Consider the following 20398-nt stretch of genomic DNA (forward strand, 5'->3'; position numbering starts at 1 on the left):
GCGCTTCGCTTACCGGGCCTACGGGATGTGCGGTTTGTTGCCCGGTGGCGCTTTGCTTACCGGGCCTACGGGGCGTGCGGTTTGGGGTTTTGTAGGCCGGGTAAGGCGGAGCCGCCACCCGGCGATGCCCACTTTTACTTCAGACGTTCAGCCAGATAGCGCTGATAGTCCGGGATCAGGATCTCGACCGGAGAGTTGAACTGCGGAGACTCGATAATAAAGTCAGCCGTAGACAGGTTAGTGGCGACCGGAATATTCCACACCGTTGCCAGACGCAGCAGGGCTTTTACATCCGGATCGTGCGGCACCGCATTGAGCGGGTCCCAGAAGAAGATCAGCACATCAATCTTACCTTCCGAAATCTGTGCGCCGACCTGCTGATCGCCGCCCATCGGACCGCTCAGCATGGCATTCACTTCAAGTCCGGTCTCGCGATGAATCAGGTTGCCGGTGGTCCCGGTGGCCGACAGCTGATGTTTTTCCAGCAGGGATTGATGACGCTGAACCCAGTTGAGCAGCATCTGTTTGCAGTGATCGTGCGCCACCAGGGCGATATGTTTTCGTTCCGGCAGTGTGCGGGTTGTGGATTCCATAATCTCTATCCGTTAGTTAACTGGTTACAGATTACTGGAAGCACCTGACGCTGCAAGAGAAAGGGAGAAAAAATGCGGCTCAGGACGAGGGTTGTTGCTTCGCCCATTGCAGGAAACGGCTTCGGGTTTCAGGATCGGCCTGGGCAAACCAGTATTTGAGACGCTGCTCCGTCATGCTCTGGGATTGCGGCGGCGGCATGTCCAGCTCAGACACCCCGGATAACAGCGTACTGTCATCCGCCATGGTGGTTGAAAACTGCGGCAGCGAGGCGCTCTGCCCTGCTTTGTTATAGCGCTCGGTATCATATTCGTAATTCACGCCGTTCGGCGTATCGGTGAGCGCCAGAATATCCAGCTTCACCGGGATCGGGGTCGCGTCGCCATCCAGCAACTCGATTTGCGGTGATTTATCAAAAAGTTGTGACTCTTTTTCTGTTTCCAGCCGTGGAAGGCTAAAATTAACCTGACTGATGCGCTGGGTGTTGAAGCTGGCGACAAGGGGAGGAGAGATATAGACCCGCTCCTCGTGATTGCCAAGGCGAATGGTTTTTTCTACCCGGAAGACGATCTGATGCGGGCCGTTATCCAGCTCAATACTGTCCGCACCGCGCAGCAGGGAACTGGAAACTTTTTTGCCATCCAATACCAGCAGGTCGATGTCCGTAGAGAGCCGCAGCGTTGTGGCAAAAACGCAAACCGGCATGAGCAGCGCAAACAGACTCCAGGCAATGCCGGTTTTCATAGAGAGCCCTCTTAAAAGACATGCGTCATGAATAATGTATCAAAATTTTTCGCTAATCATATTTACTAACATATAGACATATCCCGGCAATTTGCCCTCATGCAGACGTATGGGATGGCAGTTGCTGTAACGGCATTGATACCCAGATTGAACGAGCCAGGAGGACATAAATGAAAGAGAACGATATCGCTGACATCCTTACTACCACCCGTACCATTGCGCTGGTGGGGGCAAGCGACAAGCCGGATCGCCCGAGCTACAGGGTGATGAAATACCTGCTCGATCAGGGCTACCACGTGATCCCGGTTTCGCCAAAAGTGGCAGGTAAAACGTTGCTGGGCCAGCAGGGATACGGCACCCTGGCGGAAGTGCCGGAAAAAATTGATATGGTGGACGTGTTCCGCAATTCCGAAGCGGCCTGGGGTGTTGCTCAGGAGGCAATTGCGGTCGGGGCAAAAACACTTTGGTTACAGCTCGGGGTGATTAATGAACAGGCGGCGGTTCTGGCGCGCGATGCGGGCATGAATGTAGTGATGGACCGCTGTCCGGCCATTGAGATCCCCCGCCTGGGGATGGCGAAGTAATAAAAAACCCGGTCAGCCGTCGGCTACCGGGTTTTCATTAGTTGCGCAGGCGCGGAGCCTGTAACTGTCTGCGGATCGTTTGCGCCAGTTCATCCATAGATGGCTGCTCTGGGTGTTCATCCTGCTGTTCGCCACTTAACTGGGCTTCGGCAAGATAGGTATGCACGGCCTGTCCGTCGTCATCTTCCATGACCACGTGGTACCAGGGCGCGGCGCGGAGTTCTGCGTTCACCGCCAGCTCATCCGCTGACGGTTCGTCGAGGGAATATTCCGGGTCGATATCCACGACCACGCCCAGATAACCTAACAGGGAGTGGCGGACCTGCTGGCCGATACCGAATTTGCTGGCAATCATAGTCACCTCCCGGGAAACGTTACTTACACTATAGGTGTGGGCAACATTCCACTTTTCAAGTTACATGATGCGACAGGCAAATCCTTTCAGATACAGCCCTTCCGGATAGGTAGCGATCACCGGATGATCGGCCGCCTGACGGAACTGCTCTATAAATTGTACATCACGCCCAGCATCTACAGCGGCATCTGCGATAATTTTCTGGAATAATTCGGTGGTCATCAGGCCCGAGCAGGAGAAGGTCAGCAGCACGCCGCCCGGGTTAAGCAGCTGGATCGCCAGCATGTTGATGTCTTTATACCCACGACAGGCGCCCATCAGCTGGTTCTTGTTTTCCACGAACTTTGGCGGATCCATCACAATCACGTCAAACTTTTCACCCTGGTCGCGGTATTTGCGCAGCAGTTTGAAGACGTCGTCGCGGACAAATTCCGCTTTGCTCAGATCCAGCTGGTTCAGCTCAACGTTCTGCTTCGCCACGTCCAGCGCTTCCTGTGAGGTATCGACGCTCACCACCTGGCTGCAGCCGCCCATCAGGGCCGAAACCGCAAAGCCGCCGGTGTAGGAGAAGCAGTTCAGAACGCGTTTGTCGGCAACGTACTGGCGGGTTGCCAGGCGGCTGTCGCGCTGATCGAGGTAGTAACCGGTTTTATGGCCGCCCTGAATATCCACCAGCAGCTTCATGCCGTGCTCTTCGATAGGCAGCAGGGCAGGCGGCAGTTCGCCCGTCACCGGACCCTGGGTCAGCTCCATCCCCTCTTTTTTACGCACCGCAACGTCGCTGCGATCGTAAATGGCGCACTCGGGGAACAGCGTCTGCAGGGCGCTAATTAACGCCGCACGCTGATACTCAGCACCCGCGCTTAACAGCTGCAGCACCAGGAAGCTGCCGAAACGGTCGATGGTCACGCCCGGCAGACCGTCGGATTCGCCGGCGATCAGACGATAGCTGTCCAGCCCGTCGCGTTTTGCCAGCCAGTCGCGCCACTGCTGCGCCTGCTGCAGGCGGCGGACAAAGAAGTCGATGTCGATGGATTCATCTTTATCAAACGTCCAGACGCGGGCACGGATCTGCGAGGCAGGCGAGTATGCGCCGCGCGCTAACCATTTCCCCTGGTGGTCAACGATATCGATGGTTTCACCGAGGCTGGCTTTGCCTTCTATGCGGGCAACCGCGCCGGAGAAGACCCAGGGATGGCGGCGCAGCAATGACTTCTCGCGCCCTTTGGCTAACACTAAACGTACACTCATAATTTTCTGTTCTGTCGATTCCAGGGAAATGGCGCGTAGAGTAGCACAGATGGCCAGTGGCAATCATCTGCGGACACTATTGAGCGTTTCGGCACATTTTAAAATCGGTCAGGCACATTATGAGTGTGTCGCAGGCTTTACAGTGTGGTTTCCGGTTCAGCAAAAGGAGACAACAATGAAAAAGCATATTGCCATCGCCGTCAGCGCCCTGGCGACAATCAGTTTTACGGTTTCTGCAGCCCTGCCGTTTAGCCTCAGCAGCCAGGATATCGCCAACGGTCACCCCTTAACGCAACAGCAGGTCTTTGCCGGGTTCGGCTGCCAGGGGGGCAATGCCTCGCCACAGTTGGCCTGGCAAAATCCACCCGCAGGCACAAAAAGCTTCGCCATTACCGCCTACGATCCTGACGCACCCACCGGCAGCGGCTGGTGGCACTGGACGCTGGTCAACATTCCCGCTAAGACGCAGAGCCTGCCTTCAGGTGCCGGGAAAACGAACAGCGATAAATTACCGGCGGGAGCGGTGCAGGGACGTAATGATTTCGGTTATGCTGGCTTCGGCGGGGCATGTCCGCCTGAAGGGGATAAACCGCACCCTTATCAGTTCACCGTCTGGGCGCTGAATGTGGAAAAACTGCCGCTCGACGGCAACGCCAGCGGGGCACTGGTTGGCTTTATGCTCAACAGCCACATGCTCGCGAAAGCACAATTAACCGCAACATACGCACGATAAAGGTGGCCCGGTGCAGGAGTTTCATTTTCAACATAACCATCTGACAGCGGCTGAGGTCAATGCCAGCAAAATGCATCGCCTGCACCACGTAAAGCTCTTCTACCCGGCCATCTGTCACATTACGCACGGCAGTAAGGTGATTATCCAGGATGAGAGGCGCTTAGTGGCGACGCCGGATGAGCTCATTATCATTCCGGCGAACACCCCGATGGAGATTATCAATCAGCCTGCACAGGACGTGTTTCATTCCGATCTGCTGCTGTTATCCCCCGACCTCATCGCCGAGTTTAAAACGCGTTATCTGCAATCCTGGCCGCGCGCAAAAACGGACTCACTCTGTGCTCCGCTCAGCGAAGGACTCGCTTTCATGTGGGGCAACCTGCTGCATGCGGTGCGGCATAATTTTTCGGATGAGCTGCAAAAATACCAGGCCTTCGGGCTCCTGCTGGCGCTGCTGCATGATGGGGTGGCCGGTCCGCTGTTGATCGAGCGAAATATCAATCTTACCGAGCAGGTGCGGCATTTCATTATGCTGGCGCCCGCCCGGGCATGGACTGCTCATGATGTGGCCAGTCGTCTGGCCTTAAGCGTGCCGACCTTACGCCGACGCTTACGGGAAGAGTCGCAAAGCTTTCGCCAGATCGTGGAGGAGGTGCGTATGGCGGTTGCGCTCTCTCAGCTGCAGTCGACCCGTCTGCCCATTGGCGAGATCGCCATGCAGTGCGGGTATCTTTCCAGCTCCCGATTTACGGCCCGTTTTCGTCAGCATTACGGCTGTTTACCCAAAACGCTGCGCTAATTCTCCGGCCATAATTTGCTATTCTTTGGGTTCAGAGCCAGGCATGGATAAGGGGAAGGAGTATGGCAAAAGTCTGCATCATCGCGTGGGTTCACGGCACGGTTCAGGGGGTTGGCTTTCGATACAGCACGCAGCGTGAAGCCACTGAGCTGGGGCTGACCGGTTACGCGCGCAACATGGATGACGGAAGCGTCGAGGTGGTGGCGTGCGGGGAGGCGGAGCAGGTCGATAAACTGCTCGACTGGCTTAAGGCGGGCGGGCCACGCATCGCCCGGGTCGAAAAGGTTCTCTCAGAACCGCATCAACCCGGCCGGGAATACGTGAATTTCGGTATTCGCTATTAAATGCACTTCACGGGCTTAGGCAGACCGGCGATTTTGGTCGCCTGTTTTGCCGGGCCTTTCGGGAACAGGCGGTAAAGATAGCGGCTGTTGCCTTTCTCCTCGCCGTACTTATTGGCCATTGCTTTCACCAGCATGCGGATGGCGGGGGAGGTGTTAAATTCCAGATAGAAATCACGCACGAAGCGCACCACTTCCCAGTGCTCTGGCGTCAGGGCGATAGACTCTTTTTCGGCAATCACAGCCGCCAGCCCTTCGCTCCACTGGCTGGTCTCTTTCAGATAGCCTTCGCTATCGGTCTCAATCTCTTTACCTTCAAAGTTCAGCATAATCATCACGGGTTTATCGAAAACCGCGGCAGTTTACCAAAAAAGAAAGCCCCGCATAAGCGGGGCTCGTTATACAGCACTGTCGGTTAATCGCGGCTCGCAAAGCCCAGGATGCTCAGCAGGCTGACGAAGATGTTATACAGCGACACATACAGGCTCACGGTGGCGCGGATGTAGTTGGTCTCGCCGCCATGAATGATGTTGCTGGTTTCCATCAGGATCGCCCCGGAGGAGATCAGGATGAACACGGCGCTGATAGCCAGGTGCAGAGCTGGCAGCTGCAGGAAGATATTTGCAACCATACCGATCAGCACCACGACGATGCCCGCCATCAGCATCCCGCCGAGGAAAGACATGTCTTTGCGGGTGGTCAGAACGTAGGCTGAACAGCAGAAGAACACCGCAGCCGTACCACCCAGCGCCAGGCCGATCAGGTCGCCCATACCGGCAGACAGGTAGGTGTTAAGCATTGGCCCCAGGATGTAGCCCAGGAAACCGGTGAATGCGAAGGCGGACAAAATGCCTACCGGCTTATCCGCGGTTTTGTAGGTCAGGAACATCAGACCATACATGCCGACCAGGGTGAGGATCAGCCCCGGTGACGGCAGCATCAGCACGGTGCTGGCAGTTGCCGTCAGCGCGGAGAAGGCCAGCGTCAGGCTGAGCATAAAGTAAGTATTGCGCAGCACCTTGTGGGTGCTGAGTAGCGATGTGCGGTCGCGTGAAGAACTAATAATACGATCCATGAGTCACTCTCTTATGACAGATGTAATTAACGGCAAGAATAGAAAACGACGCGCCGGTTACAAAGTGATTTTACCCATCTTTACTCAACGTCTTAGGCCTCGATATAGCATGATGTGTTCCATAACGCCTCTAACGCAGAATGAACCCCGGTTTGTCAGGATTAATCAGATCAAGCTCTTATAGGTCACTGAAATATATTGCCTTATTCCAGCCGCAGCGCTAAGAGTTATTTTGCATCGTCAAAACTAAACTATAAGGCGAAGGACATGAAACCCTCATCACAAGTAACATTTACCCTCTCTTTGCTGACAGCAGGCATCCTGTGCGCAAGCGCAACGGCGTTTGCAGCCAGCGTGCCGGCAGGAACCGAGCTGGCTGAGAAGCAGGAACTGGTCAGGAATAATGGCAATGAGCCGGCATCGCTCGATCCGCATAAAGTCGAAAGCGATGTCGAATTCAATATTATCAGCGATTTGTTCGACGGGCTGGTCAGCGTCTCGCCGCAGGGGGAGATCCAGCCGCGGCTGGCCGAGAAATGGGAGAACAAGGACAACACCGTCTGGACCTTCCATTTGCGCCCGGGCATTACCTGGAGCGACGGCACGGCCATTACCGCCCAGGACGTGGTCTGGAGCTGGCAGCGGCTGGTGGATCCGAAAACCGCCTCGCCGTACGCCAGCTATCCGGGCAATATGCACGTGGTTAACGCCGCCGATATCGCCCAGGGCAAAAAGGCCCCCGACACCATGGGCGTGAAGGCGCTGAACGACACCACGCTTGAAGTGACGCTGACCCAGCCCAACGCGGCGTTCCTGGCCATGCTGGCGCACCCGTCGCTGGTGCCGGTGGATAAGGTCCTGATTGGCCGCTATGGCGATAAGTGGACGAAACCGGAGCACTTTGTCAGCAGCGGCGCCTATAAGCTCAGCCAGTGGGTGGTCAACGAGCGGATCATCGCCGAGCGCAACCCGCGCTACTGGGACAACGCCCATACCATCATCAACAAGGTGACGTATCTGCCGATCACTTCTGAAGCCGCCGATGTTAACCGCTACAAGGCGGGGGAGATCGATATTGCCTACACCCTGCCGATCAACCAGTTTGCCCAGCTGCAAAAGACGCTGGGTAAAGAAGTAGATGTCTCACCGCAGCTGGCAACCTACTACTACGAATTCAACACCACCCGTCCGCCTTTTAACGATCCGCGCGTGCGTAAGGCGCTGAACATGGCCCTGGATAAAGACATTATTGCCGGGAAAGTGCTGGGGCAGGGGCAGCGTCCGGCGTGGGTCATTAGCCAGCCGGATATCGGCGGAGTGCAAATAAAAAATCCGGATTACGCCAGCTGGCCGATGGATAAACGCATCGCTGAGGCGAAAAAGCTGCTGACCGAAGCGGGCTTTAACGAGGGCCATCCGCTGAGCTTTAATCTGCTCTATAACACCTCGGAATCACACCAGCGTATTGCCATCGCCGTCAGCTCAATGTGGAAGAAAAACCTTGGGGTAGAGGCGAAGCTGCAAAACCAGGAGTGGAAAACGATGCTGGATACCATGCACACCCACAACTTTGATGCCGTACGCTACGCCTGGATTGCCGATTACGACGATGCGGCGACCTTCCTGAACAACTTCCGCACCGGCGACAGCGAGAACACCAGCCAGTACAGCAATCCGGCCTATGACGAAGCGCTGGTCAACGCCGCCAAAGCCAAAACCACCGCCGAGCGCGGAGCATTCTACCAGCAGGCGGAAGATCTGCTGGCGCGGGATGTTCCGGCGATCCCGGTCTATCACTACGTGCGTACCCACCTGGTGAAGCCGTGGGTAGGCGGATTTACGCCGGATAAGCTCGGGTACTACTTCACAAAGGATATGTACATCAAAAAGCACTAAGGGTCATTACTGAGATCCGGTGCTGAGAAAATGGCCAATGCGTTGTCTATTCAACCGATTAAACAGGTTTTGGCTATTTTTCAGGCGAACGATTGGGTTCATACTTTACAGCGCACACGGAGGTGTTTATAGTTCGCCTCACTTAGGAAGCGTGGCCGAGCGGTTGAAGGCACCGGTCTTGAAAACCGGCGACCCGAAAGGGTTCTAGAGTTCGAATCTCTACGCTTCCGCCAAATTTGAAAGCCCTGCGATAGCAATATCGCGGGGCTTTTTCTTTTATCTTTGTTACCAAAGAATAACGTAATGTCAGCCAGATTCAGACCCGTACTGAATAAAATTAACCCCAGAAAACTCAGGAGCATAAAAAAGTAACTCTGCCATCATCAACTGCACAAGCAGACTCGTTTTGCTAAGCTGAAAGAGATGATTCCTCTCATCCGGAGCGGTTTCAGTTTTAATGGAATACATAACATATGAGTGAAAATACCCCCATCCCAAAGCAGTCCACAAGCAAGATTAACAAAGCGGTCTTCTATACATCTGCTTTGTTAATTTTCCTTCTCGTTGCATTTGCAGCGATTTTCCCTGACGTTGCCGACAAAAATTTCAAACTGCTGCAGCAGCAGATATTCACTAACGCCAGCTGGTTCTACATCCTGGCGGTCGCGCTGATATTACTGAGCGTGACGTTTCTTGGTTTGTCTCGCTACGGCGATATCAAGCTGGGTCCCGACCATGCCCAGCCCGATTTCAGTTATCACTCCTGGTTTGCCATGCTGTTTTCCGCAGGGATGGGGATAGGCCTGATGTTCTTCGGCGTCGCCGAGCCGGTCATGCACTATCTCTCTCCGCCGGTAGGCACCCCCGAGACCGTTGCCGCTGCCAAAGAAGCAATGCGGCTAACCTTCTTCCACTGGGGGCTTCACGCCTGGGCTATCTATGCCATTGTTGCGTTGATCCTCGCCTTTTTCAGCTACCGCCACGGCCTGCCGCTGACGTTGCGCTCGGCGCTCTATCCTATCATCGGTGACAAAATTTATGGGCCGATAGGCCACGCCGTCGATATTTTTGCCGTTATCGGCACCGTTTTTGGGGTGGCGACCTCGCTGGGCTATGGCGTATTGCAGGTGAATGCCGGGCTTAATCATCTCTTCGGTGTGCCGGTCAATGAAACGGTGCAGGTGATCCTGATCGTCGTCATCACCGGTATGGCGACCATTTCCGTGGTCTCCGGGCTGGATAAAGGCATCCGCATCCTGTCCGAGATTAATCTGGGTCTGGCCTTGCTGCTGTTGGCGCTGGTGTTGTGCCTGGGGCCTACCGTCCTGCTGCTGAAATCTTTCGTTGAAAACACGGGCGGCTATCTCTCTGAACTGGTAAGTAAGACGTTCAACCTTTACGCCTACGAGCCAAAATCCAGCAACTGGCTGGGAGGCTGGACGCTGCTGTACTGGGGCTGGTGGCTCTCCTGGTCGCCCTTTGTCGGGATGTTTATTGCCCGAGTCTCCCGCGGCAGAACCATTCGTGAATTCGTGACCGGCGTGCTCTTTGTCCCTGCGGGTTTCACCCTGATGTGGATGACCGTTTTCGGCAATAGCGCGATTTATCTCATCATGAGCCAGGGGGCAACCGATCTGGCGAACACGGTGCAGCAGGATGTGGCGCTGGCGCTGTTCAATTTCCTCGAGCACTTCCCGTTCTCATCCATACTGTCGTTTATCGCCATGGCGATGGTCATTGTCTTCTTTGTCACCTCAGCCGACTCGGGTGCAATGGTGGTGGATACGCTGGCGTCCGGCGGCGAGCCGAATACGCCCGTCTGGCAGCGCATTTTCTGGGCCGCGCTGATGGGGGTGGTGGCGATTGCGCTGCTCCTTGCAGGTGGGCTAAGCGCGCTGCAAACGGTCACCATTGCCAGCGCGTTACCGTTTTCCGTCATCCTGCTTATCTCCATCTACGGGCTGTTGAAGGCGCTACGTCGTGATTTAACCAAGCGCGAAAGCCTGAGTATGGCGACTATCGCGCCCACCGCAGCCCGCAATCCAATTCCGTGGCAGCGGCGTTTACGTAATATCGCCTATCTGCCGAAGCGCTCCCTGGTGAAACGCTTTATGGATGAGGTGATCCAACCGGCGATGACGCTGGTTCAGGAGGAGTTGCAAAAGCAGGGCACGGTGAGCCGAATCAGCGATGTGCCGGACGATCGTCTTCGTCTGGAAGTGGATTTAGGCAATGAGCTGAACTTTCTCTATGAAGTCAGGCTGCGTGGCTATAACTCGCCGACTTTCGCCCTGGCGGCTATCGATAACGACGAACAGCAAGCGGAGCAGCACAGATACTACCGTGCAGAAGTCTACCTCAAAGAGGGGGGACAGGATTACGATGTCATGAGCTGGACTCAGGAACAGCTGATCAACGACATTCTGGACCAGTACGAAAAGCATCTGCACTTCCTGCATCTGGTTCGTTAATCTTCCGGTGCCGCCAACCCTGGCGGCATTTTTTTTGCCCTGCAACTTACGAAGAGAGGTCAACGATGATGTCGCGCTGGCGGTGGATACTGGCACAGGTCTTTAAAAAACTCTGGTTCAGGGCAACGCTGTTCGCCATTGCAGCCATTATCACCGCGCTGCTATCTATCGTCTTTAAGGCGATGATCCCGGAGTCCTTATCGGTCAAGGTGGGCGCCGAAGCGGTAGACAACATCCTCAATATCCTCGCTTCAAGCATGCTGGCGGTGACCACCTTTTCCCTCAGCATTATGGTCTCCGCCTACGGGTCAGCGACAACAAATGTTACCCCCAGGGCCACGCGCCTCGTTGTCGAAGATGTCACTACCCAAAACGTACTGGCCACCTTTATCGGCTCGTTTCTGTTCAGCCTGGTAGGGATCATCGCCCTGAATATGGGCGCATACGGGGAACGGGGGCGGGTGATTCTATTTTTCGTCACCCTGATCGTTATTGCGCTGATTCTGTTAACGCTGCTGCGCTGGATCCAGCATCTGACTTCCCTTGGCCGCGTCGGCGAGACAACCAAAAAAGTGGAGGATGCGGCGTTAGAAACCTTTATTGAACGCGCCAAAAACCCCTGTCTCGGCGGCTTTCCCTGGCCTGAAAGCGACACGCAGCCAAAAGGCACCACCGCTCTTTTTCCCCGGGATATTGGATACGTTGAATATATTGACGTCGACAGGCTTCAGGCGCTGCTGTCCGACAGTTCGTTGCATGTCTATCTGGTGGCGCAACCGGGCAGCTTCGTTCATCCTTCCCGGCCCCTGATCTACGTGACCGATAGCGTAGACGCGGCACTCAGTTCAGCGATCCTGTCAGCAGTTCGCGTGTCTGACGTGCGCTCCTTTAATCAGGACCCCCGTTTTTGCCTTTGCGTGCTGGCGGAAATTGCCTGCCGCGCACTTTCGCCCGCGGTGAACGATCCCGGAACCGCCATTGACGTTATCGGCCGCGGGGTGCGGGTACTATCTGAATATGCCCGCCACGCCAGCACCGGGAGCGAGGTGAAATTCCCTGCCGTTCACGTGGCACCTCTGCGGGACTGCGACCTGATGGAAGACTTTTTTTCACCCATCGCGCGCGACGGCGCGGCGATGCGGGAAATACAGCTGAGAGTGCTGAAAAGCCTCAGCATGCTGAGCTGCGGCTGGCCCGAACGCTTTGGCTCAGCCGCAGCGGGCATGGTCGAGGAGATGAAAGAGCGCATAGAAATCACGCCCTATATTGCGTCAGATAAACAACGGCTGAGAGCGGCCTGTCACGCTTTGTTTCCGGAGGCGGGATCTCCTCGTGACGTGCAGAGCTGAACGTCGTCTTGCTGCCATCCCCGGTTAACAATGCGTGCTTTACGCCTGGTTACTGCCAGGCTTTCAGGCGTTTGAGCGTCCCCTTTAAAAACCTTCTTCTATACTCAGTAACGTTCAGTGATCTATGCCGCTGTTTTCCTTAACTGCCTGAGTTTTTAGCTATTGCCCATGCACACAACAGCCGCATCCATCCGGGAACAGGACATATTGGCTCATTTTTATTTTTGATAGGGGACTTCCTGGTATGTTGCATTCTCATCCCTCCCGTACCGGCAGCATTTTGCTGTTGCTGGCTGCGGTCATTGGCTTCGCGGTGGCGTTATACGCCTGGCTGACGCCCCTTACCGGCGTCACCGGTACCATTGGTGCGCTGGGCGTCGCCATAGCCTGCGCCGTGCTGGCGGTACTGACCTTTATACTGCGTGCCGCATCCGGTCGCGGCGGGCGTATATTCCTGATTATTGTCACTCTTGTGGTTCTGGCTGGTACGGGTTTTGCAGCCGCGCTGCTGCACCAGTACATCATAACGGCAGCCATGGTGGTCGGCCTGATTGGTCTGATTATGCTGAGCAGCACTTCCGTTCACCACCATCCCCGCGTCAGAGCCTGAGGAGCCACCCGTGCATAACGATAAACACTACCCGTTAATGAAAGTCAGCATGACAGCGCTGGCACTGCTGATCGCGCCACTCTCACTGCATGCGCAGGATAAAGCCGCTGAGGCCTCTCAGGGAACGCAGGAAGAGCTCAACGTGGATGCGGCCGACCAGCAGGCGCCGGGCACCACCAAAACCACCGATGACGCCGCAAGCGGAAAAAGTGAAGGGCAGTCCGTGACCTCGGCAGAGCATCCGGGGACGCCGCTTGTGCCTTCCACCGCCACCTGGGACAGCTTCCACGGGCAGCTTAATGCCCAGAAATACAGCCCGCTGACCCAGATCACCGCAGAGAACGTCGGAAAATTAAAAAAAGTCTGGGAGTTTCATACCGGCGATGTATCGGATGGTAAAGGCGATACCCCGGCGACCGTCTGGTCAGCCACGCCCATCTTCGCCAACGACACGCTCTACATCGGCACCCCTTTCGATCGCCTGATTGCGCTCGACCCGGGCACCGGGAAAGAGAAGTGGCACTATGACACCAAATCGCCGCGCAAGGCACTGACCCAACCGGTGCTGAAGAACCGCGGTGTCTCTTACTGGCAGGCTAAAAATCCGGTCGCCGGCGAAGCCTGCCAGAAGATCGTCTATATGGGCACCGTTGACGGTAAGCTCTTCGCCCTTGACGCCGACTCCGGCAAGCCGTGCAGCAACTTTGCGGATAACGGCGTGCTGAACGTAAACCAGTGGAACACGGTGAACGCCAAGTTCCCGCTCTCCATCCTGCAGCCGCCGACGGTGGTGGGTAACCATCTGCTGGTGGGCTGGGCTGGTAAAGACTGGGCCTATGCCGAAGCGCCTCCGGGCACCGTATTTTCCATCAACGCCCAGACCGGCGAGCGGGAATGGTCCTTTGAGGCGATTCCAGCCGAAATCCGCCAACGCACGGGGACCGCTAACGTCTGGACGCACATGTCCGCCGACGAAGCCAACGGTCTGGTCTATCTCCCTGTTTCCTCTCCGTCACCTAACTACTGGGGCGGTAACCGTGTCGACGCGATCCCGCTTGGCACCTCGACAACCGCGCTGGACATCAATACCGGTAAAGTGGTCTGGTCCCGCCAGTGGGTGCATCATGACGTCTGGGATTACGATATCAACTCCGCGCCAACGCTGATGGATATCACCGTTGATGGCAAGCAGATCCCGGCGCTGATTCAGGCCACCAAGCAGGGCTTCCTGTTTGTGGTTAACCGCCTGACCGGAGAGGACGTCTGGCCTATCGAAGAGCGTCCGGTCCCGCAGGGCGACGGTTCTGTACAGGGTGAAAAACTTTCGCCAACCCAGCCGTTCCCGACGAAGCCTGCGCCGCTGCTCGATCAGTCGAAAAAGCCGGAGATCTGGAAACTGGCCGATATGGTCGGGGCCGGTCAGTGCTCACGCCTGTGGGATAATCTGACCTATGAGGGCATGTACACCCCACCGACCACCAAAGGCGAAGGCGCGCTGACCTATCCCGACAGCGCCGGTGGCGTGCAGTGGGGCGGGGTGGCGTTCGATCCGAATAAGCAGATCGCTATCGTCAATACCTCACATATCGTGCAGTACGTGAAGCTCTACAGCCGTGAAGATTACGATAAGGCCGATAAAGACTCCGGCAACGAGAGTGGTTTTGCGCCGCAGGAAGGCGCGCCGTACGGTATGCGTCTCCTGGTGGCCAATAACTGGCTGGGCATGCCGTGCTGGAAGCCACCTTTTGGTGAGATTGTCGCGCTGGATATGCATACCGGTGACGTGAAGTGGCGCCGTCCGGTGGGGGCTTCGCAGCAATACGGCTTCTTTATGCCGGAAAGCTGGGGCTCGCCAACCATCGGCGGCCCGGCGATCACCGCGGGTGGGGTGATCTTCATCGGTGCCTCTATGGATGCCAAAGTACGCGCTTACTCGGTGGAGAGCGGGGAAGAGCTGTGGTCCGATCAGGCTGAAGCCCCGGCGGTTGCCAACCCGTCAGTCTATGAATATAAAGGCCGTCAGTATGTGGCTTTTGTCGCGGGCGGGAACACTATCCTGAAGGATCAGGTGGGCGACCAGGTTGTGGTTTACGCGCTGCCTGAATAGTTCCACAAAGCGCAATATCACTGTAATGGGGCCCGCGGGCCCCTTTTTTGTCAGTCTTTAATTAAACCGGGATTCGCTTGCGTCCCAGCTATACTCGCCGTTTGCGGTCAACGTATCGCCCAGTTCCTGATAGACGAAATCATAAAAATCTGCGCTGGCATCGTACCCCGAGTAATCGACGACCGCGAGGCCCACGAATGCCCCGGTAAAGAACCCGCCATAGCTTTGCAGGACATAATCATCTGAGAGAACGGCGGCATCCAGTTTGACGGGGATCTCGATGAACGTGACGCCATCAAAGCTGTATTCGTAGGTATAGGTTTCCTTACGAACTTTCGAGCGGAACCAGACGTATTCTGTTCCCTGCGGAATTTTGATCGCGTTATCTTTCAGGTAAGAGGTATATCTACCGCGGTTATTTTCCCCTATTTCGATAACGGCACCGTTTATTTCATTCCAGGTAATGAATACGAAACTCCAGTGACGATCGTTATAATAATTCGTTAGGCCAGCCATCTGCTGATAGCTAAATGGATTGAATTTAACTTTAACCTGAGCATCAAAATAGAAGGCTTGCCAGCGGCGGGCAATCAGCGAAAGATCGTGAGTATTGGCTAAAGAACCCTGGCCGTTTAACGTCAGTTTTCCGTCGCCCGTTGTGCCCATTTTTTCGGTGAACGGCACGCGAAGCGTATTCCAGTTAATATCGAGCGTCGCAGTGTTAAAATCATCGCGCTGGCTATGATCTTGTGCGCTTTCGGTGTAAATAGCATCGGCAGGGCCTTCGACAAAGGTTTTACCCCCATGGCCGCCTTCAATGCGTGGCCAGCCCGCTTCATCCCAGTACACTTTCTGAATCGAAGTTTCACGGCCCAGGGTTGACCAGCCCCGGGGATCGTAGGCTGACTCGCCCGGGCGATTCCACGGCCGTGCGCAGAGCGAGGCGTAATACCATTCACCGCCAGGGGTGGAAACTAACGCACCATGACCCTGTTTCTGAATATAGCTGTACGGAGTATCGACGTTCGTCAGGAAGACCTCTCCTGGCTCGGTTTCAAAGCTATCGGCCTCTAAAGTTTTTGAACGGGCAACCACCTCCTGGTGGGTGAACACCGTCCCCCCCTGAGCGGCGAAAAGATAGTAATAGCCGTTCAGTTTATAAAGATGTGGCCCCTCAACCAGTGCAACGGCGGTGCCCCGGTAAATCGTTCGCGCTGTCTCTGGTTTTAATTTTAGCGTCTCGGTATTCAGCTCAGTTAACGTGATGCCGTTGAAGGGATGATGGTACTCGCGATGGTCCCAGGTTTGTTGAACCAGATATTTACGCCCATCGTCGTCGTGGAAGAGTGAGGCATCGAAACCGACACCGTTAAGTTTGACAGGATCGGACCAGGGACCCCGAATATCGGTGGCGGTGGTCAGGTAGTTTTTCATGTCCTTGAAGGCACCTTCGGTGATTTTCACGTCCGTGTACACCAGCCAGAATTTGCCATCGGCGTAAGAGAGCGCCGGTGCCCAAATCCCACCGGAAGAGGGATTTCCTTTCATATCTAAAAGCGCTGTCGTTGATAATGGGCTGGGCAGAAGATCCCAGTTTTTTAGGTCTTTTGATTCATGCAGACGCACGCCAGGGAACCACTCAAAGGTTGAGTTGGCGATGTAGTAGGTGTCTTCTACACGAATAATACTTGGGTCCGGGTTAAAACCAGGCAGTACAGGGTTCTGGATAAGCGACATATCATTCTACCTTTTAACGTTTTCTGAATTTTATTTTTAAATACTTTTTAGTTCATATTTGAAATTACACGCGGATCTCATCAAGCTGGCGATTGATATCGGTGACATGTTTATCGGAGATGGGGTAAATGTGAATGACGATCATCGAGATAAAAGCTAAAGCAATAGGGATCCAAACTGCGGTGATAATAATGCCGTCGATTGCGCTCGCACTTTGCTGCGCCCCGGTTTCGCTAAATCCATAGGCCGCCAGTAACCAGAGTGGAATTGCGCCGCCGATAGTAAATCCAATTTTGAAAAAGAGCCCCATAATGGCATTGATGATGGCGGCATTGCGCTTGCCTGATTTTAATTCACCATAAGCGATCACTTCCGGCACCAGTGCCCACATGAATCCGGTCGCCGAGGTTAAGCCCCACTGCTTGATAAAGGTGGCGATATACGCGAGCCAGAGGGCATCATGCATACCCTCGCGCGACCAGACGTAGGTCAGTAATTCGCCGACAATAAACATGCCGAGGAAAATGTGGAAGAATCCTTTTTTACCAAAAATCTTCTTCAGCTTAGGCCAGAAAATGGGGAACAGAATGCCGGGGATTGAGGCAACAAGGCCGACGGCGCCCATCCATTCGGAATGGCCGACAACAAACTGATTGAAAAAGCCATTCACGGTGTTCATGAAGAACATAAATGTGAATGCCAGCATGAAAAACAGCCCAAGAATAACCAACGGACGGTTATTTTTGAGTTCAAGGAAGAGGTCGGTGGTTTTAACGTTGGCCGTCTGCTCTGCTGAAGCCACAACGCGTTCTTTGGTGAATTTATAGCAAATGAACAGGGCAACTGCGCCGATGACCATATAGATCGAGTAAACGCCAAACCAGGCATAGTTCGCTGAGGGATCGGTATAGTTGCCCATATTGAGCTCAAGGCCAAAGAACCCGGTGTCCTTGAGGCTGCGATCCTTGGGCGAGGCCATCTGGACAAACATAGGGAAGAGGGTATAGACCAAAAGATTGGCGCTGTTGGCCAGCATCATTCGCGTACTGGTCAGTTTATCGATAGATTCAGGATCCCGGGTCAATGAGGCATTTAGTGAACCATAAGGAATGTTCACCACGGAATAAACCAGATCCAGAGCCAGATAAACAATAAAGGCAAAAGGCGCTGAACCTTTTACGCCAGGAATAGGTGCAAAAAGTAAAGCGGACAGAATAACGAGCGGAACGCCGGCTCTTAAAATCCACGGACGATATTTCCCTGCCGATGAACTTCTTTTGTCAACATAGGTTCCGACCATCGGATCCCAAAAAACATTGAGGATGCGTACAAAAAGAAAGATGAATCCCGCCGTCGCGGTACCGATGGTATTTACCGTCAACATGTGAAGCGCCAGAAAACCACCAATCGTGCCAAAGACCAGGTTTTGCGCAAAGTCGCCCATTCCATAGCCAATGCGCTCCCCACGAGATAATTTGTGATATTCATCATGCCGGCTATGCATTATGTTTTTACTCATTCTAATCCGATCTCCGATTTGTTTTATGAACGCGAAGCTCTTTCTGACACAGGAGGCCAGGGAGGATCCATTACGTTTTTAAATTAATTTATTATGTTTTTTTATTTCTGTGATCGTCGAGCACAGGTTCTATATAAAGCCATAAAATAGCTCTGGTGAAGCGGTGTAAATGTGCTGGAAATATAAGGGTGATTTTGCGACGAAGTTCACGTTTGAGCATTATCTTACCCGGATAGTGAAATAACGTAATTGAGCAACAGGCCAGGAAAATAGAGGGTATGTCTCAGCCGATCCTTGCCGCTACCTGAGAGCGCTCTCGCTTTAACAGTCAGCGCGCATTATAAGTTTCAAAGAAGGAGATAGCCTTACGATAATTGTGTAAAACCTCTGGCCCTATAAAAATAAAAATCAACTTGTTCTGATGATAGCGACATATTCTGTCAATCCGGAACGGGGTGGTTATTGTCTGAATAAAATTTAAATATATTGAGATAACCATGAACATGATTAAAAAACTTCCATTAACAATGGCGGTTATCGCCGCGCTTTGCCCGATTTCTGTCCTCGCACAAGAATTTACTCAGGAGCAAATCGACGCCATTGTGGCCAAAGCGGTGGATAAAGCCCTGGCAGAACGCCAGGCGAAAATGGATGCCGCGGTGGCGAAAAAAGCCGACGTTATTAACGAGCCGCAGAGCGCCGCCCAGTCCCCGGATATGGCTATCCCGTTCGGGATTAAATTTACCGGCTATGCCCGTTACGGGGCGCACTTCCAGGCTGCGGATCAGAAGTATGTGGCGGTGGACGGCTCCTACAACGGAGCCTCGGCCATCGGCCGTCTGGGTAACGAAGGCAACGGCGGCGAGTTCCAGCTCTCCAAGGCCTTCAAGGGCGAGAACGGCGCCATCTGGGACGTCAACGTGATGATCGACCACTGGGGCGACGAAGTTAACCTGAAAAAAGCCTACGCGGGGGTGACCAACATTCTGGAATCCAACCCGAACGCCTATATCTGGGCGGGGCGTGACTTCCACCAGCGTCCGCAGCAGGGCATCAACGACTACTTCTGGATGAACCACGACGGCCAGGGCGCCGGGGTAAAGAACTTCGACATCGGCGGCGTGCAGTTTGACGTGGCCACCGTGGCGGCGGTCGAATCCTGCAGCCCGGAAGTGATGGACGATGAGGCCAACCCGTCGCGCATCACCTGTACCGGCGGCTCCGGCACCGGGGACAAGGGCAACTACGCGGCCACCTCCAAAATTCACGGCATGAAGCTCGGCCCGATCGACCTCGAGCTGTACGCCAACTACGGCTTTGACTCGAAGGCCATCGACACCGAAGAGCGGACCAACGCCTGGCAGGGCGGCGTGGTGCTGAGCCACACCAACGACAGCGGCGTGAACAAGGTGATCGCCCGCTACTCTGATAACTCGGACAACAGCGTGTTCAACAAAACCGAGGATCTGACCACGGTGTACGCCAGCTTCGAAGGGCTGCACAAGTTCACCCAGGCGACCCAGGTGGAGTACATTCTGGCCTTCCACGACTTTGATAACAGCCGCGACAAGACCGACAACCGCAAGAACTACAACGCCATCGTGCGCCCGATGCACTGGTGGAACGACGTGCACTCCACCTGGCTGGAAGCGGGCTGGCAGCATGTTGATTACGACAACGGCGGCGACAACAAGGGCTGGAAGCTGACCCTGTCGCAGAACATGTCCATCGCCATGGGCCCGGAATTCCGCCCGATGCTGCGCTTCTACGTCACCGGCGGCAAGGTGGATAACGAACGCACCGCCCGCGTGAACAACACCAAAGACGAAACCCTCGACGACTTCAACGTCGGCGCGATGTGGGAGGCGTGGTTCTGAGGTAAAAGCAAAACGGCAACCAGGTTGCCGTTTTTAGTGTTTGCGCCCTCTCCCGGTGGGAGAGGGGCGGGGTGAGGGCATCAGGCCGCACACCCCCATTGCGCCCGGCGGCGCTGCGCTTACCCGGCCTACAAGGTTTTGTAGGCCGGGTAAGCGTAGCGCCACCCGGCAATGGTATGCGAAAGACGCAAAAACCATCACATTATCAAATTCTTCAATTCACCCCTTTACATAGCGCGCAGAGATGTTTATAGTGCGCCTCACTTTGGAAGCGTGGCCGAGCGGTTGAAGGCACCGGTCTTGAAAACCGGCGACCCGAAAGGGTTCTAGAGTTCGAATCTCTACGCTTCCGCCAAATT

Annotated in this window: 18 protein-coding genes and 2 tRNA genes; 12 read left to right on the forward strand and 8 right to left on the reverse strand. The window is 54.8% G+C overall.

Annotated elements, in window-relative coordinates:
* Positions 1-134: 134 nt before the first annotated feature.
* Both mgsA and csgI read right to left on the reverse strand, forming a co-directional pair.
* Positions 135-593, reverse strand: a complete 459-nt coding sequence (gene mgsA, locus ACOYA6_RS03795; RefSeq protein WP_138369416.1) for a methylglyoxal synthase — start codon at positions 591-593, stop codon at positions 135-137.
* Between the two features lie 79 nt (positions 594-672).
* Positions 673-1335: a curli synthesis inhibitor gene (gene csgI, locus ACOYA6_RS03800; protein ID WP_039029435.1), complete on the reverse strand. Its 663-nt coding sequence runs from the start codon at positions 1333-1335 to the stop codon at positions 673-675.
* Between the two features lie 170 nt (positions 1336-1505).
* Here csgI and ACOYA6_RS03805 point away from each other — a divergent pair, with 170 nt between their 5' ends.
* On the forward strand, positions 1506-1919 hold the full coding sequence (locus tag ACOYA6_RS03805; RefSeq protein WP_039029434.1) for a CoA-binding protein: 414 nt from the start codon (positions 1506-1508) through the stop codon (positions 1917-1919).
* Positions 1920-1956: 37 nt separating this feature from the next.
* On the opposite strand, the gene hspQ is transcribed toward ACOYA6_RS03805, so the two are convergent.
* Both hspQ and rlmI read right to left on the reverse strand, forming a co-directional pair.
* Entirely contained in the window at positions 1957-2274 is a 318-nt protein-coding gene (gene hspQ, locus ACOYA6_RS03810) for a heat shock protein HspQ (protein WP_422654070.1), read from the reverse strand.
* Positions 2275-2334: 60 nt separating this feature from the next.
* A complete protein-coding gene (gene rlmI, locus ACOYA6_RS03815; RefSeq protein WP_039029432.1) occupies positions 2335-3525 on the reverse strand; it encodes a 23S rRNA (cytosine(1962)-C(5))-methyltransferase RlmI in 1191 nt (396 codons plus the stop codon).
* 175 nt (positions 3526-3700) lie between these two features.
* Here rlmI and ACOYA6_RS03820 point away from each other — a divergent pair, with 175 nt between their 5' ends.
* The 3 genes from ACOYA6_RS03820 (at position 3701) to yccX (ending at position 5401) form a co-directional block, all read left to right on the forward strand.
* Positions 3701-4258, forward strand: coding sequence for a kinase inhibitor (locus ACOYA6_RS03820; RefSeq protein WP_039029431.1), 558 nt, complete (start codon positions 3701-3703; stop codon positions 4256-4258).
* Positions 4259-4268: 10 nt separating this feature from the next.
* A complete protein-coding gene (locus tag ACOYA6_RS03825; protein WP_422654071.1) occupies positions 4269-5057 on the forward strand; it encodes a helix-turn-helix transcriptional regulator in 789 nt (262 codons plus the stop codon).
* Positions 5058-5119: 62 nt separating this feature from the next.
* Positions 5120-5401, forward strand: coding sequence for an acylphosphatase (gene yccX, locus ACOYA6_RS03830; protein ID WP_039029429.1), 282 nt, complete (start codon positions 5120-5122; stop codon positions 5399-5401).
* Here the strand turns inward: yccX and tusE are convergent.
* Both tusE and yccA read right to left on the reverse strand, forming a co-directional pair.
* Positions 5398-5727 carry a sulfurtransferase TusE gene (gene tusE / locus ACOYA6_RS03835; protein ID WP_032617485.1) on the reverse strand — a complete coding sequence of 110 codons (330 nt, stop codon included), beginning with the start codon at positions 5725-5727 and terminating at the stop codon, positions 5398-5400. The two genes, yccX and tusE, sit on opposite strands and share 4 nt — an antisense overlap.
* Positions 5728-5813: 86 nt before the next feature.
* Entirely contained in the window at positions 5814-6473 is a 660-nt protein-coding gene (yccA, locus tag ACOYA6_RS03840) for an FtsH protease modulator YccA (RefSeq protein WP_039029428.1), read from the reverse strand.
* 267 nt (positions 6474-6740) lie between these two features.
* On the opposite strand from yccA, the gene ACOYA6_RS03845 reads away from it, so the two are divergent.
* The 6 genes from ACOYA6_RS03845 (at position 6741) to ACOYA6_RS03870 (ending at position 14906) form a co-directional block, all read left to right on the forward strand.
* A complete protein-coding gene (locus tag ACOYA6_RS03845; protein WP_422654072.1) occupies positions 6741-8369 on the forward strand; it encodes an ABC transporter substrate-binding protein in 1629 nt (542 codons plus the stop codon).
* 145 nt (positions 8370-8514) lie between these two features.
* A tRNA-Ser gene (locus tag ACOYA6_RS03850) sits at positions 8515-8602 on the forward strand.
* Positions 8603-8842: 240 nt separating this feature from the next.
* Positions 8843-10840: a BCCT family transporter gene (locus ACOYA6_RS03855; RefSeq protein ID WP_039029426.1), complete on the forward strand. Its 1998-nt coding sequence runs from the start codon at positions 8843-8845 to the stop codon at positions 10838-10840.
* A gap of 65 nt (positions 10841-10905) precedes the next feature.
* On the forward strand, positions 10906-12189 hold the full coding sequence (locus tag ACOYA6_RS03860) for a DUF2254 domain-containing protein (RefSeq protein ID WP_422654073.1): 1284 nt from the start codon (positions 10906-10908) through the stop codon (positions 12187-12189).
* A 244-nt stretch (positions 12190-12433) separates the two neighbouring features.
* Positions 12434-12799, forward strand: coding sequence for a hypothetical protein (locus ACOYA6_RS03865; RefSeq protein ID WP_039029424.1), 366 nt, complete (start codon positions 12434-12436; stop codon positions 12797-12799).
* A gap of 10 nt (positions 12800-12809) precedes the next feature.
* Entirely contained in the window at positions 12810-14906 is a 2097-nt protein-coding gene (locus tag ACOYA6_RS03870) for a pyrroloquinoline quinone-dependent dehydrogenase (protein WP_422654074.1), read from the forward strand.
* Positions 14907-14963: 57 nt separating this feature from the next.
* On the opposite strand, the gene ACOYA6_RS03875 is transcribed toward ACOYA6_RS03870, so the two are convergent.
* Both ACOYA6_RS03875 and ACOYA6_RS03880 read right to left on the reverse strand, forming a co-directional pair.
* Complete coding sequence (locus ACOYA6_RS03875; RefSeq protein WP_422654075.1) at positions 14964-16643, reverse strand: glycoside hydrolase family 43 protein; 1680 nt, start codon at positions 16641-16643, stop codon at positions 14964-14966.
* A 64-nt stretch (positions 16644-16707) separates the two neighbouring features.
* On the reverse strand, positions 16708-18147 hold the full coding sequence (locus tag ACOYA6_RS03880) for an MFS transporter (protein WP_171029947.1): 1440 nt from the start codon (positions 18145-18147) through the stop codon (positions 16708-16710).
* 512 nt (positions 18148-18659) lie between these two features.
* On the opposite strand from ACOYA6_RS03880, the gene ACOYA6_RS03885 reads away from it, so the two are divergent.
* Together ACOYA6_RS03885 and ACOYA6_RS03890 are read left to right on the forward strand one after the other, a co-directional pair.
* Entirely contained in the window at positions 18660-20039 is a 1380-nt protein-coding gene (locus tag ACOYA6_RS03885) for a carbohydrate porin (protein ID WP_139563899.1), read from the forward strand.
* 267 nt (positions 20040-20306) lie between these two features.
* Positions 20307-20394: transfer RNA gene (locus ACOYA6_RS03890), tRNA-Ser, on the forward strand.
* The last annotated feature ends 4 nt before the right edge of the window (positions 20395-20398 follow it).

Origin of the sequence: Leclercia barmai (assembly GCF_049312895.1) — a bacterium.
GTDB lineage: Bacteria > Pseudomonadota > Gammaproteobacteria > Enterobacterales > Enterobacteriaceae > Enterobacter > Enterobacter barmai.